Source organism: Geminisphaera colitermitum TAV2, from assembly GCF_000171235.2.
GTDB lineage: Bacteria > Verrucomicrobiota > Verrucomicrobiia > Opitutales > Opitutaceae > Geminisphaera > Geminisphaera colitermitum.
Genome location: NZ_ABEA03000099.1, coordinates 1 through 14,955, shown reverse-complemented (window position 1 = coordinate 14,955; position 14,955 = coordinate 1). Strand labels below are relative to the sequence as shown.

Sequence of the window (14,955 nt, the reverse complement as noted above, 5' to 3'; positions counted from 1 at the left end):
GGGCAACTCCCCTGCCCTGCCTCATCTGCTTCCGCCATGAATCTGCGCTACGACATCGACCTTCTCAAAAAGCGGCTCAGTTACCTCGAAGAAAATATGGCGGAGGTGAAACAGCGCATCGCCAGGCTTGAGGCATCGTGCGAGACGGAGCAAGAGCGCCCAAATCTCACGGCACAAATCCCCAATGTCAGGCCGCCTGTGGTGGTGACGGAATTTCCCGTGGTTGAACCGCCGCCGTTGCCAGTGCAGGCGGCGGTGGTCGCTGCTGATGGAAGTGGCGCGGGCGTCCCGCCCGCTTTATTCCAAACAGCAGGCGAGACGCCTGCGCCACCCTCAATTCCCAAAGCGGGCGGGACGCCCGCGCCACTCCAGACCGACGAACCGCCGGCTTGGAAGCCGTGGTTGCAAAAAATCCACCTCTGGCCGCCGTCCGCCGCCTATGCCGGCGACGCGGAGGGTGCCGGCGGACGGGCGGGCGAAAGTAATACGGAGGTGCGGCTCGCAGCGTGGTGGACGACGCGCATCGGCATGGCGCTGCTCGTCATCGGCATCGTGTTCCTGGGGGTTTACTTTTCGGTCAACGCCAACCCGGTCGTTAAGTTCACGGAGTTGCTGGCGGTGTCGGTCGGCGTCGCGGCGGGCGGATTGTGGCTGGAGCGCAAAATCCCGAAGTTTGGCGCGGTGGTGTTTGGCGGCGGGCTGGCCTTGCTTTATTTTTGTGCGTTCGCGGCGCACGCAATTCCAGCGATGAGGGTCATCGAAAATCCGGTGGCGGCAACAGGCTGGCAACTGGCGGCTGCGTTGCTCATGGGCGGGGCGGCGTTGTGGCGCAGGTCGCCTGTCATCGCCACGATGGCAACGGCGCTTGCAGTGGCGTCGGCGGTGTTTGCGCACACGCGCGGGATGCCGGGATTCGCGCTTGTCACGGTGGCATTGCTCGCGGTGGGCGGTGTGGTGTTTCACCGCTGGAAGCGGTGGGAAGGTCCGTCGGTGGTGGCGATGCCGGGCGCGTATGCGGTTTACGCGCTGGTGTGGCATGGGTCGTGGTTGCGCGAGTTGCGCATGACAGGCGAGGTGGCGGCGGTGGCGGCGGGCGCGTGGCCGTGGGTGTTTTTGACAGGAATGCTTTTGTTGCACTTCGCGCGCGACTGGCGCGGAACGCGGAGTGAGGGTTCGGAATTTGGATACGGCGAACGGTTTTTCCAAGGGCTCAATTCCAGCCTCGCACTGACGCTCGGGTTCGCGACGGCGGTGTCGTTGCAACGCGAACATCTGGCGGTGTTTTATTTCTCGGCGGCGGTGGTCATGGGCGCGCTCGTGGTGTTGCGACAGTGGCGGATGCCGGGCGATGTGGTGGCGGCGGTTTTTGCGGCCAAGGCCACGGGGGTTTTTGCGCTCGGGTTGATCGAAGTCGGCGAGGGACGCATGATGGCGATCCAGCTTTTGGTGCAGGCGGGAGTGATGCTGTTCATTGCGCGGCGGATGCGATCCCGGTTCCTCGTGGCGTGGACGGGGCTGATCGCTCTGGCGGCATACGGTTACTTTATCTGGCATGTGTTTGAGGGCATCGCCGTCGCGTCGTTTCCGGCGGCGGTGGCGGTTTTGTTTGTAACGGGTTTTTCACTACTCGCCGCGGGACTCGGACGACGCTGCGGAGCATGGCGCGAGGTGGATGAGATCGGCCGCCTGCTGGAGTTTATCGGGGCAACACTCGCTGTGGTGGCCGCGGTGACGGCGGTCATGCATGCGTCACCGCGTGGCTGGGAACCGGCGGCGTTGATGGTGTTTGCAGGCGCGGGCGTGCTGGCGGCGCGGGTTTTTCGCACACCGGGGCCGGTCGTCATGGGCGGAGTGCTCACGCTGGCGGCGCACGGTTTTTTGTGCGCCGACGCATGGGCGGGGGGGGGGGGAGGGGACGGGCATCGGTTGGTGGTCAACGCGCTGGTTGTGCTGGCGCCAACCATCGCGGCGGGGATCATGCTTGCGTGCCGGACGCAGGGTTGGCTGGCGCGGATCGCGCCGGGGTTGTGGGCGCTCGCCATTTTCAGCGGAGCGCAGGTGTTGTTTGAAGTGTGCGGTGCGCGCGTGTCTATCGTGGTCATGGCAGGCCTCGCGTTCGCGCTGGCCGTCGCCGCACCGTGGGCGTCGGCGCGGTGGCGGTTGACTTCGCTCGCCACGTGGGCGGCGTTGCTCGGCGTGGTTTGCTGGCTGGCAGCGGGCAGGCTTTTTCCGTGGAATGCAACAGGGTGGACGGCAGGCGCGGCAGTGTTGTTGTGGCTGACGCCGGTGGTGTTGCGACTGACGGCGTTGCCACGGCATCGCGCTGCTCGTGAGGCGGCGCCGTTGGCGGCGGCGCAGGAGTGGTTGCAGGCGGGTTGCGCACTCGTTGTCACACTTTGCGCCGCGTGGGCCATCGCATGGTCCATCGCGATTCATGGACATGTCGGCGTATGGCCTTTGTGCACACTGGCGTATGGCGCGGTGGCGCTGGCCGTGGCGTTTCTCGCATGGAGACCGGGCGTGATCCCGGCGCTCGCCGCGTCGTGGTTGGCGTGGTTGGCGGCGCTGTTTCCAATCGTGTTCCACAAGCAGCGGACAGCAGAGAGTGTCACACTTTTTGAATACATCTCGTTCTGCATCATGACTCTCATCGTGTGGACTCCGGCGTGGTGGAGCACGCGGTTGTCGTTCCCGTCAAAACGCTGGCTGGCGCTGATCGGCCCGGTGCAGGCAGGATTGGGCGTGGTGGCGGCGTGGTTTCTGGCAACGCGGTTTTTTGAGGGAACCGGGACGCATGTCGTATTTATTTTTGCGATACTCTTCATCGCGCAAGTGCTGCGCCAGTGGAGACTGACCGCAGCGCGTCCCGCCATGCTTGTCCTTGGCGCGGGCGCTTGGTGGCACGCGCTTACGCGGGTGGCGGCGGGATGGGTGCAAGGCATGTCGCCAGAGTCGGGCATGGTGGTGTTGCTGGCGGTCTTGGTCGCGGCGTTGCCGTGGCTCGCCGGGGAAGGGCCGAAACCACTGTCGTTTGTAGTGAAAAACCGGCTACGCTGGCTGGCAGGCGCGGCGGGGTTGTCGCTCGTGTTTTTCGCGGCGTGGAAACAGCACGACACGTTTGCGCCCTACGTCACGGTGATCTGGGGGCTGGCGGCGATTTCGCTTTTCATGTGCGGGTTGCTGGCGCGCGTGCGGCCCTACCGGTTGCTCGGACTGGCGGGACTGGCGTTGTGTGTGCCAAGGATGTTTTTTGTCGATCTGCACTCGGCGCTGTATCGCATCGCGGCCTTCGTGGTGCTGGGGCTGGTGTTGCTGTGGGTTGGATTCTCGTATCACAAATTCCGGCACTTGATCGTCGAGGAAAGACCTGAGAACAAAACCGGCAACGGAACCGATAAAACCGAATCAGAATGAACCACAGAGACACTGAGGCACAAAGGGACAAATCACGGAGAACAAACGTGTCCACGTGTGTGTGTGTGTGGTGGGGAGGGGGGGGGGGGGGGAGGGACGCTTTGTGGATCTGTGCTCTGTGGTTCTGAGTCCTTGTGGTTTAAAAAATGTCTTTAAAAAATGAATACACATTCCTTTGAACATCGCCTTCGGCAAGAGTCCGACGGGTGGGTCGCGGATGGGATCATCACCGGCGCACAGCGAGATGCATTGCTCGCGCGGCATCCCGAGTCGGCGGATGCACCTGTAATGCAACCTGTGACAGCCACGCTTGCGGAGCCGGCTCGGAGTGGAAACCGGTTCGTCGCCATCCTCGGGATGATCGGCGGGGCGTTGCTGCTCACGGGCGTGTGCCTGGTCATCAGCTCCAACTGGGAGGCGATCAGCGACTGGACCAAGATCGGCGGACTCGTGGCGTTGCTCGCGGGTGCCTACGCGGCGGGCTGGCGACTCGCCATCGCGCCGGGGAATTTTCCACGCACGGGTGATGCGTGCTTCATGATGGGCGCAGGGTTGCTGCTCGCGGGCATTGCGCTCGTGAGCCAGATTTTTCACCTCAACTCACGCCCCTCCAACGGCGTGTTGGTATGGTGGCTGGGCATCGCCGCCGTGCCGTGGCTGGTGCGTTCGGTGGGGGCGCAGTTTTTGAGTCTCGTCGCAGGGCTCCTGTGGCTGGGCATGGAGATGGCGCAGCCCGATTCATGGCTCGCAATCATAAACGTGGACTCCCGCCACGATGAGCGGGTCTTCTTTGTTTTTACCGCCATTTATCTTCTGCTGGGAGCGGCGATCTGGCTGGCGGGACTCGCGTTGCGCGGCACGCGACGGGCGGATTTTGCGGGGATGCATGAGAAGTGGGGCGCGCTGCTGGTGTGCTCCGCGCTTTATGCCTTTGGCTTTGCGCGCCATGCTTGGCGCAGCTGGCAAAGCGACGACGACTTCATCGTCCACACCTCTCCGGTTCCCATGCTCGTGGCCGCCGTGCTCCTGCTCCTTGCCGGCTGGAGTGCCTGGCGGGTTTCTCATGAACGCCGCACACTGTTTTCCCTCGCGCCCGGGTTGCTCCCCGCCGTGCTCGTTGCCGGGGTCATGGCCGTTGGGTTTTTTCATGGCGGCCCGTGGCTCTGGTGGCTGAGCGTGATCGCGTCGGTGATGTTGTTCGGGCTCAACATCCTTATGATTCGCGCCGGCCTCGCCGGCGGACGCGCGGGGTGGGTCAATCTCGGCATCGGCTTCATCGCCCTCAATATCGTCACCCGCTACATCGACCTCTTCGGCACGATGCTGCATGGCGGATTGTTTTTTATCGTCACTGGCGCGCTTGTCATCGGACTCGGCATTTTTCTGGAACGAAAACGCCGCGTCTGGATCGCCGTCGTCCGCTCGCATAAACAGGAACAAACCGCAACGCACACGGAGGCTGCGTCATGAGAACAACACTACAAAAAACCTCAAACGCCTCATCCGCCAGAACCGCCCGCTGGGTCTGGCTCGTGGTGGCCGCGCAAGTGTTGTTTCTGCTCATCTGGGCGGGCTACCATGAGCACGTCCGCAGCAACGGGCGCACCGTGTGGCTCAAAACGCTGCCCGTCGATCCACGCGACCTGCTGCGCGGCGACTACATGATCCTCAACTACGAAATCAGCCGCCACACTCAGGACAACGGGAACGCGCTCCCACCCGGCGACGGCACGGAGGGAAAACCACGCCGCCACGCCGAGGTTTACGTTGTGCTCAAGCCCGATCCCGACGACGCCAAATACCACGTTATCGACGAAGTGCGCCTCACCCCGCCCTATCGCAACGACCACCGTCTCTGGGTCCGCGCCCAAGCCACGATCATCACGACCGGCTCGAACAGCGAACAACTCCACTTCCGGCTCGAATACGACATCGAAAAATACTTCGTGCCCGAAGGCAAAGGCACGCCCCGTTTCGACAAGCTCGAAGTCGAAGCCGCCGTGAGCCAGAATCACCGCCTGCAAATCAAGCACCTCTGGCTCGACGAAAAAATTTATCCGTGAAACCTGAACGAATGCCTCCCCCCCCCTCCCCCGCCACTCCCGCCGCCTCCGCACCCTCCCGCCCGGCGCCGCTCTTCACGCGTTCCCACGCGCCGTGGCTGTTGACGCGACCTGTTTTCTGGCTCGCCCGGCTGCTCTACCGCGTGCGCACACGCGGCGCGGAACACATCCCGGACGGCGGCGCGCTGCTGCTCGCCAATCACCTCTCCTATGTGGATGCGCTCGTGCTCCAACTCGCGTGCCCGCGCCCCATCCGCTTCATCACGCACGAGGACATGGCGAAAACCTCCCCCGTGTTCGCCGTCATCAACTGGCTCGCCGGCTCCATCCCCGTCTCCCCGGCCAACGCCCTCGAAACCATCCGCCGCGTCACGCGCGCGCTCCAGGCCGGCGAACTCGTTTTGCTTTTCCCCGAAGGCGCCATCTCGCGCACCGGCCAGCTCATGAAGCTCCAGCGCGGCTTCGAACTCATGGCGCGCAAGGCCGGCGTCCCCGTCGTGCCCGTGGCGCACGACGGACTTTGGGGCTCCGTCTTCTCATTTTCCGAAAACCGCTATCTCTTCAAATCCCCGCGAATCATGCGCACGCATGTATTCGTTTCCTGGGGACAACCCATCCCGGCGGCGGAAGCGGACACGCTGCGTGTGCGACAGGCGCTGATTGATCTCGGACGCGAGGCGTTTGACGAACGCCCGCAACTCAAGCGTCACCTCGGCCGCGAGATCGTGCGCGGCCTCGCGCGTCGTCCCTGGGCCGTGGAACTCGTGGACCGCACCGCCGCCGAACGCCGCGTCTGGTCCTCCGCGAAAATCCTTGCCGCCTCCGCCGCCCTCTCACGCCACCTTCGCCGCACCCTGCGCGACGACGCCCGCGTCGGCATCGTCCTCCCGCCCGGCGCCGCCGCCAGCATCGCCAACCTCGCCGTCCTCTGCGCCGGCAAAACGCCCGTCAACCTCAACTTCACCGCCGGCCCCGCCGCCGTCGAGGCCAGCCTCCGCCTCGCTGGTATCCGAACGATCATTACAGCGGACGCGATGCGCGCGCGTTTGCCAAAATTTCCCTGGACGAACAATACGCTCGATTTCGTTGCGCTGATAAAATCGTCCGGCGGCGCCCGCGCCATCCTTCCCTGGCTCGTCGCCGCGTGGATCGCACCCAACAAATGGATCGCACTCCTTCTCGGCCTCCCTCGCCACGGCAACAACGCCGAGGCCGGGTTGCTGTTCACCAGCGGCAGTTCGGGCGAGCCCAAGTGCGTTATTTACAGCCACCGTAACATCCTCGCCAACTGCTGGCAGATTTCGTCGCTCTCCGTCCTCCCCGACTCCACGCGACTCCTCGCCAGCCTGCCCCTGTTTCACAGCTTCGGGTTCACCGTCACCCTCTGGTATCCCATGTTGCGCGGCTGCCGCGCGGTCACGGTGCCCGGCCCCCTCGACACCAAAAAAATCACCGAAACCATTCGTGACGAGGAAGTCTCCGTCATGGTCGGCGCGCCCACCTTTCTGCGTCCCCTGCTCAAGCGCGCCGAGTCGGGCGACCTGCGCAGCCTGCGGGTTGTCATCTCCGGAGCCGAAAAACTTCCCGACGATCTTCACGCCGCCTTTCTCGAAAAATTCCACATCGAACTTCTCCAAGGCTACGGCCTCACCGAGACGTCCCCCATCGCCAGCGTCAACCAGCCCGACCCGCCCCGGACCACCGCCACCGCCGAGCCCCAGGACGGCCGCCGCACCGGCACCGTGGGTCGCCTCATGCCGGGCATGACCGCGCGTATTCTGAACCCCGATACACGCGACCCGCTCCCGCTCACCCGCACGGGGCTCGTCTGCCTGCGCGGAGCCAATGTCTTTGGCGGCTACCTCGGAGCACCGGAGAAGACGGCGGAGATGTTTCACGACGGCTGGTTCGTGACCGGTGACCTCGGCCATTTTGATGACGACGGATTTTTGTCCATCGAGGGCCGCCTGTCCCGATTTTCCAAGATCGGCGGCGAGATGGTGCCGCACGGCACGCTGGAGCAAAAGCTCATTGAACTCTTCGACCTCGATCCGGCCAACGGTCCGCCCGTGGCCATCGTTGGCGTGCCGGACGCTGCCAAAGGCGAGGCGCTGGTTCTCCTCACCACGCAACCGCTCACGCCCGACGCCGTCCGTGAAAAACTCACCGCCGCCGGTGTCCCCAATCTTTGGATACCGCGGACCATCGTGCACGTCCCCTCCCCCCTCCCCACGCTCGGCTCCGGCAAGCTCGACCTCAAAGGCTGCAAGGAACTGGCAACCGCACCAGATCACCAACCGCAGTAAAAGCGATGAATCTGTTCGAAATCATCACTGATTGCATCTGGCATGTTTCCCTGAGGCTGCAAGGACGAGCGTCTATACTTCGTTCAGAAGGTGGACCGCATCTCCACTCGCTACGAAAAACTCCACGATTCCTTCTCCGCCATGCTCTCCCTCGTCTCCATCCTCCTCTGGCTCCTATCCTAACTCGCTTATTTTTAAGACAGTCCCCAGGGTGATGCGCATGCCTGACTTTCGAGTTTTCTGCTCCGCTCCCGCATCCGATGCCCATACCTCGGCGCAGGCACTGCGGTTTTTGTTGGATGCCGCCGAGTCGCATCACCTCGTCGTGGTCAACCGGGCGCGCGCCGGTGATCCGGTGGTGGTGTTTGACGGGCGGGGCCGCGAATGGACCGGGACGCTGGCCGAGGCGAACAAGCGTGCCGCCGTGATTGCAGTCGGAACGGATGCGCAGGCCGGGCGACTCGCGCCGTCGCTGCCGTGCGCAGTGACGCTGGCGCAGGCGTTGCCCAAGGGCGGAGTGATGGACGATATTGTGCGCCACGCGACGGAACTCGGAGTCACGCGTATCGTGCCGCTCGAATCGGCGCGCACCCAAGTCCACCTCGACGGCGGACGGTCGGACAAGAAGCTCGAAAAGTGGCGGGCGGGTGCGCTCGAAGCCTGCAAGCAATGCGGCAACCCGTGGCTGCCGGAAATCGCCCCGGTGCGCGGGCTGGCCGAGTTTTTGCGCGAGGTCGGCGCGGCGGAACTGCGGCTGGTGGCGAGCCTGCATCCGGGAGCGCGGCATGTGCGCGAGGTGGTGGCGGAGGCGCGTGCGGCCAACCCCACCCGCACTATCAAGAGCGCGATCTGGCTGGTGGGGCCGGAGGGCGATCTGACGGCGGAGGAGATCGACGCGGCGCTCGCAGCAGGTTTCCAAGCGGTGACGCTGGGCGCGCTCGTGTTGCGCTGCGACACGGCGGCGACGTACGCGTTGAGCGTGCTCAACCACGAGTTGTCGGGATAACCGGCATCGCTTTTATCAATTACCCCCTCCCCCCCCCGTTCGCGTAATCTCGCGGCCTCCGCATTCCCACACCTGCTCACATTCACATGAAGACCTCCTCGCGCAATTACCCGCTCCTGCTGGCAGGCCAGTTTCTCGGGGCCTTTGGCGACAACGCCATCCTCGCCGTCATCGTCGGGCAGCTCACCTACCTCAACCACGCCGGCACCCTCTCCGACGCCGGGTTGCGCACCGCCAGCACGCTCTACACCAGCCTGCTTTTTATTCCCTACGTCCTCCTCGCCCCGCTCGCCGGACACCTCAACGACCGCCACGCCAAGACCCGCTGGCTCGCCGGTGGCAACGCCCTCAAGATCGCCGGCACCCTCCTCTGCGCCGCCGGCGTCGTGCTGGCGGCTCCGTCCACGGCCTCCACAGGCGGCTCCGCCGCATTCTGGCAAGGCGCGGGCTACCTCATCGTGGGCATCGGGGCCTGCGTGTATGGACCGGCCAAATACGGCATCCTGCCCGAAATCCTCCCGCGCGAACGCCTCGTCAAAGCCAACGGCACGGTGGAACTCCTCACCCTCGTTGCCATTCTCTCCGGAGCCATCGCCGGGGCGTGCTTGTCCGACGTATTCAGAAACAACATACTCGTCTCCTTTCTCATCCTCGCCGGGCTCTACGGCGGCGCGCTCGCCTTCAGCCTCTGCATGACGCCCACGCCGTCCAATCCCTCCATCCGCCTCTCGGCCAGCGTCGGCACATTTGCGCGCCACACGTGCGACCTCTGCACCGCCCCCCGCCTCCGCAAAATGCTTATCGGCACGGCGCTCTTCTGGGTGTGCGGAGCCACGATGAAAATCAACTTCCAGCCCTGGGGTATCGGCGTCCTCGGACTCGAAACCAACACCCAAATCGCCCTGCTCGGACTCTGGCTCAGTGTCGGCGTGATGGTTGGCAGTGTCATGGCCGGTCAACTACACAAGGTCGGCGACTTGCGCGCCGCGCCCGGCTACGGCCTCGGTCTCGCGGTCATGCTCGCGCTCCTCTTCAGCGTTGAACACTTGGACTTCTGGCGCGGCCCGGTCATTCACCTCGCCACGCTCAACCTCATCCTGCCCGTGACTGCGTTGCTCATCGCGACCGGAATCGTCGCCGGACTCTTTTTGATTCCGCTCAACGCCGCCCTCCAAGCCGAGTCCGACCCGACCAAACTGGGCAAGACCATCGCCGTGCAAAATCTCTTCGACAACATCGGCATGTGCCTCGCCGGGGCCTATGTCTTCGCCGGCGTGAAATGCGGACTCTCCGCCAGCGGCATTTTTATCGGGCTCGCGCTCGCCATCGCAACGGTGTCGCTGCTCATGCGCACGCGCCGCCAGCCCCCTCCCCCCCCCTCCGGCCAATGAACTGAACCGACCTTCGATCTGACGTTCCCATGCAAACACTCGTCCGCCTCCTTCTCCGCCTGCTCTTCGGCTTTCGCGCCCACGGCGCCGAATCGCTCGCCACGCCCGGCCCGGTGCTCCTCATCCCCAATCACGCCTCGTGGCTCGACTGGCTGTTTCTCTACGCCACACTCGACGACGACTGGCGCATCGTCACCTCCTCGACCACCGCGCAGACCAGCCGGCTCCACCGCCGCCTCATGGTCAACCGCCGTACCTTCCCCGTGGATACAACCTCCCCCTACGCCGTCCGCGAGATGATCGACTACCTCAACACCGGCGGACGCCTTGTGCTCTTTGCCGAGGGACGCATCACGCGCACCGGCTCGCTCATGAAGATCTACGACGGCACCGGATTCCTCGTCCACAAGACCCGCGCCCGCGTCATCACCTGCTACCTGCGCGGCGCGACCCGCCTGCCCTTCGTGCGCCACACCGGCTGGACAAAATGGTTCCCGCGCATCACCGCGCACTTCAGCCCCGCGCTCACCGCGCCCGGCTTCGAGCACTACGCCAACACCATCGCCCGCGACAAGACCACCCTCTGGCTCCGCGACCAACTCGTGCGCCAGCAATTCGAGGCCGACCTCGCCCACGGTCCCCAAACCCTGCCCGCCGCCATCGCCGAAACCGCCGCCCAAATCCCCGGCCACATCGCCCTCGAAGACGCCACCCACGCCGAACTCACCTACCGCCGCCTCATGACCGCCAGCGACGCGCTGGCCACGCTGTGGCCGCGCATCCTCCCCTCCCCCCCCTCCCCCATCGGCATCATTCTGCCTAACATCAACGCCATGCCCGTCGTCCTGCTCAGCCTCTGGACGGCGGGGCGCACACCCGCGATCCTCAACTTCACCAGCGGCGCGGCCACGATGCTCCAGTGTGCGCAACTCGCCGGTATCCGACAAATCATTACCTCGCGCCGGTTCCTCGAAAAAGCCCGCCTCGACCTCGCTCCGCTGACCGACGCCGGCATTGCGCTGCTCCACCTGGAGGACCTGCGCCCGCGCATCCGCCCCGCCGCCAGACTCGCCGCCGTCCTGCGCAACCGACTCACCTGCGGACGCCGCCTGCGCCGCTCCCCCGTCACGGTTCAGACCACCGCCGCCATCCTCTTCACCAGCGGTTCCGAAGGCGTGCCCAAGGGCGTGGAACTCACGCACCGCAACCTCCTTGCCAATCTCCGCCAGGCCATCGCCACGATCGACATCACCGACCACGACCGCATTTTCAACGCGCTCCCGCTCTTCCACAGTTTCGGCCTCACCGCCGGTCTTCTGTTCCCGCTCGTGCGCGGCTGTTACACCTTTCTCTACCCCACGCCTCTGCACTACCGCATCGTGCCCGCGCTCGTTTACGACCGCTGCTGTACCGTGCTTTTCGGTACAAACACGTTCCTCAACGGCTACGCGCGCAAGGCCCACGCCTACGATTTCAACACGCTACGCTTCCTCATTGCCGGCGCGGAAAAAGTGCAGGCCGCGACTTACGAAACCTGGGCGCGCAAGTTTGGCGTGCGCATCCTCGAAGGTTACGGCGCCACCGAGTGCAGCCCCATCCTCAGCCTCGCCAACCGCATGGAGCCCGGCACTGGCAGCGCGGGGCGGCTTCTGCCGGGCATCGACTACAAACTCGAACCCGTGCTCGGCGTGGACGACGGCGGACGCCTTTTCGTGCGCGGCCCCAACATCATGAAGGGCTACCTCAATCCCGAGGCCAACGCTGAGTTCCAGCGCGGCGGCGGCTGGTATGACACGGGCGACATCGCGCACATCGACGACGAGCGTTACGTGCATATCCGCGGGCGCATGAAACGCTTTGCCAAGATCAGCGGCGAGATGGTGAGCCTCACCGCCGTGGAGGACGCGCTGGCCGGGGCCTTCCCGCGCTACGGACTGCGCTGTCAGGTGGCGATCATCGCCACGCCCGACGCCGACAAGGGCGAAAAGCTCGTCGCCGTGACCAACGAATCGCGCCTGCAACTGGCCGACCTCCGCGCCGTGCTGCGCGACAAGGGACTGGGCAACCTCGCCTGTCCGCGCGAGCTGCGCGTGGTGCACGCCATCCCCAAGCTCGGCACCGGCAAGATCAACCACCGCGAGTTGCAACGGCAGTTGGTGGAGGCGGCGTGATTTCAATTTGGAGGGCGGGTCTCCCGACCCGCCAGACGAGCCTTGCGCGTAAGCGCGAGGCTCGCACTTCCGGATACGGATGGGCGCGGCGGAGCCGCGTCTGGCGGGTCGGGAGACCCGCCCTCCAAATTGAATCTTTTCCACAACGAACACTGTACGCATGTTTGACAGATATGGAGCAGACATGGTTCGAGCCATTTAACCCACGCGATTACATCCTGTACCGTGAACACCGTTTGCCGCACTGGGAACAACGAGGAGACGGTATCTGTTATTTCGTGACATGGCGCTTGGATGACGCCCTTCCAGCAGGCCGGTTGCGCGTGTGGATGGCGGAGCGCGAAGAATGGATGAGCGCGCACCCCGAACCATGGGATGCCAGCACACTCAACGACTACAACGAACGATTCCCGGAGCGTCTCGAACAGTGGCTCGACGCAGGCGCGGGCGAATGCGTGCTGCGTAATCCTGCGATGGCGGGGATCGTTCGTGACGCGCTGCTCCACTTCGACGGGCAGCGCTATCGACTGCGGACTTTTGTCGTGATGCCCAACCATGTGCATGTGCTGTTTAACCTCCGACACGCGACGGAGGATACCGCTTTGTCGCGATTACTGAAATCGTGGAAGGGTTATACCGCCACGATGGCAAACCGGGCGCTTGGTCGCAGCGGACCACTTTGGCAGGAGGATTATTGGGATCGGATTGTACGCAGCGAATCTCATCTATCCCACTGTGAAGCCTACATCCGGGACAATCCGCGCAAGGCCGGACTGAGCCCCGGCGAATTCATATTTTACGACGGAGGGCGGGTCTCTCTCGACGAGCCGACGACGAAGCCTTGCGCGTGAACGCAAGGCTCGCACTTCTGCGATACGGATGGGCGCGGCGGGGCCGCGTCTGGCGGGTCGGGAGACCCGCCCTCCGTGGTTGTTACTCGGGGAGGCCGGGGACGAGGTCGGCGAGGCGGACGGGCTGGCCGGTGGCCAGGGAATGGTTGCCGGCGGCTCCGCAGAGGACGGAATAAAGGCCGTCACGCACACCGGCGGCCCGACCAAGGGGATCGGGCTCGGCACCGGGTCCGTCCTCAAAGATGTCGCGCAACATGCGGGCGTCGCCTCCGCCGTGGCCGCCTTCGTTGGTCTCCGGGATTTGAATACGCACGGGGGGAGCCCAGTGGGGGCGCAGGAGGAGGGTCACGGGTTCGGGGACGGCCGCAGCAGTGGTGTCTCCGATTTTGAGGTTGCGGGCGAGGTTGTGGTCTTTGTCGGTGCCGCTGACGTAGGCTTTTTCAACGACTTCGTATTCGAGGCGGCCTTTGGTGCCGTTGAAGGAGACGCGGTAGCCTTCCCAGGGGGAATAGGCGGTGAGGTGGTAGGTCATGACGGCGCGGTTTCGGTAGGAGACCATGACGCCCATGTCGTCTTCGATGGAGATGCCGTCGTTAAAGACGTTGCGGTCGCGCACGTAGCCGTCGGCGGGTTCGGCGTCGAGGTAGAGGGCTTTGAGGCGGGGTTCGGCCCGGAGGTCGAGGGCAAAGGGGTCGGCGGCGAGGGCGGCGGGGGGGAGGTCTTTGGAGCGTTCGCAGAAGTGGATCTGGCCGCGGGCTTCGGCGTTTTCGCGTCCGTAGAAGCGGAGGCCGCCCATGGCAAAGACGGTCTCGGGGACGGTGTTGAGCCACCAGTTGACGAGGTCAAAGTGGTGCGTGGCTTTGTGCACGAGGAGGCCGCCGCTGTTGCGTTTGTCGCGGTGCCAGCGGCGGAAGTAGTCGGCGCCGTGTTTGGTATCGAGCATCCATTCGAAGTGGACGGAGAGGACGTCGCCGATGGCTCCGGCGGCGAGGAGTTCTTTGACTTTGCTGTTCCGGGGGGCGTAGCGGTAGTTGAAGGTGACGCGGAGGTGGCGGCCTGTCTCGCGCATGGTGCGGAGGATTTGGGCGCATTTGTCGGCGTCGGTGGTCATGGGTTTTTCGGAGATGACGTCGCACCCGGCGCGCATGGCGGCGCAAATGTAGTGGTGATGGGTGCGGTCCATGGTGGTGACGATGACGCGGTCAATGCGTTCGTCCTTGAGCATTTTCTCAAAGTCACCGGGGGCGTAAACGGGGAGTTTTTTTGTCGCGGTCGCCGTTGCAGGGGCGGAGGCGTTGGTCGCGGTTTGCCAGGCGTCGGCACGGAGGGGGTTGATGTCGCAGAGGGCGACGATCCGGCCTTGCGCGGCGTGGGGGCCGGCGAGGGCGTCTCGGAACATGAAGGCGCGGGAGCCTGTGCCGACGAGGGCGTAGCGGAGGGGGTGTCCGCCGGACTGGGTGGTGCTGGTGCTCATATGGATGGTTCTATTTTTAGACAGAATTAACAGAATGGTCTCACGCAGAGATGCAGAGGCACAGAGTGGAATGTAGCAGGGGGGAGGGGGGGGAAGGCCAGCACTGGATCGGGCATGTGTTTGACTCTTTCGCTCATGCGCGGCGTGCTGCTGGGCGTCATGCTTCGTTATCTGGGTTTTGGGGAACGTCATTATGGGGAGCGTCCGGTGCTGCCACAGCAGCGGCAGGCGTGGGAGTTCCAGTTTGTGCTGTCGGGGCGGTGCTGGCCGACGACGGTG

General features: G+C 64.5%; 9 protein-coding genes. 8 read left to right on the top strand and 1 reads right to left on the bottom strand.

The annotated features are described in order from the left end of the window. The first annotated feature begins 36 nt into the window (after positions 1-36). The 8 genes from OBACDRAFT_RS11490 (at position 37) to OBACDRAFT_RS11455 (ending at position 13,202) form a co-directional block, all read left to right on the top strand. On the top strand, positions 37-3,414 hold the full coding sequence (locus tag OBACDRAFT_RS11490) for a DUF2339 domain-containing protein (protein ID WP_043585753.1): 3,378 nt from the start codon (positions 37-39) through the stop codon (positions 3,412-3,414). A 159-nt stretch (positions 3,415-3,573) separates the two neighbouring features. Next, a complete protein-coding gene (locus OBACDRAFT_RS11485) occupies positions 3,574-4,884 on the top strand; it encodes a DUF2157 domain-containing protein (RefSeq protein WP_081721978.1) in 1,311 nt (436 codons plus the stop codon). Next, the gene (locus tag OBACDRAFT_RS11480; protein WP_043585749.1) at positions 4,881-5,477 is read left to right on the top strand and encodes a GDYXXLXY domain-containing protein; all 597 of its coding nucleotides are present in this window, start codon (positions 4,881-4,883) and stop codon (positions 5,475-5,477) included. Before OBACDRAFT_RS11485 ends, OBACDRAFT_RS11480 begins: the two co-directional genes overlap by 4 nt. After that, complete coding sequence (locus OBACDRAFT_RS11475; RefSeq protein WP_232767034.1) at positions 5,474-7,783, top strand: AMP-binding protein; 2,310 nt, start codon at positions 5,474-5,476, stop codon at positions 7,781-7,783. Before OBACDRAFT_RS11480 ends, OBACDRAFT_RS11475 begins: the two co-directional genes overlap by 4 nt. 220 nt (positions 7,784-8,003) lie before the next feature. Continuing rightward, positions 8,004-8,789 (top strand): RsmE family RNA methyltransferase, encoded by a 786-nt coding sequence (locus tag OBACDRAFT_RS11470; RefSeq protein ID WP_043585881.1) that lies wholly within the window; start codon positions 8,004-8,006, stop codon positions 8,787-8,789. An 86-nt stretch (positions 8,790-8,875) separates the two neighbouring features. Then, entirely contained in the window at positions 8,876-10,180 is a 1,305-nt protein-coding gene (locus OBACDRAFT_RS11465) for an MFS transporter (protein ID WP_043585745.1), read from the top strand. Between the two features lie 29 nt (positions 10,181-10,209). Beyond that, positions 10,210-12,351, top strand: coding sequence for an AMP-binding protein (locus OBACDRAFT_RS11460; RefSeq protein WP_043585743.1), 2,142 nt, complete (start codon positions 10,210-10,212; stop codon positions 12,349-12,351). Between the two features lie 173 nt (positions 12,352-12,524). After that, a complete protein-coding gene (locus OBACDRAFT_RS11455) occupies positions 12,525-13,202 on the top strand; it encodes a transposase (protein ID WP_043585741.1) in 678 nt (225 codons plus the stop codon). An 82-nt stretch (positions 13,203-13,284) separates the two neighbouring features. Here the strand turns inward: OBACDRAFT_RS11455 and OBACDRAFT_RS11450 are convergent, their stop codons facing one another. Further along, positions 13,285-14,676 carry a Gfo/Idh/MocA family oxidoreductase gene (locus OBACDRAFT_RS11450; protein WP_043585739.1) on the bottom strand — a complete coding sequence of 464 codons (1,392 nt, stop codon included), beginning with the start codon at positions 14,674-14,676 and terminating at the stop codon, positions 13,285-13,287. Positions 14,677-14,955 lie beyond the last annotated feature (279 nt).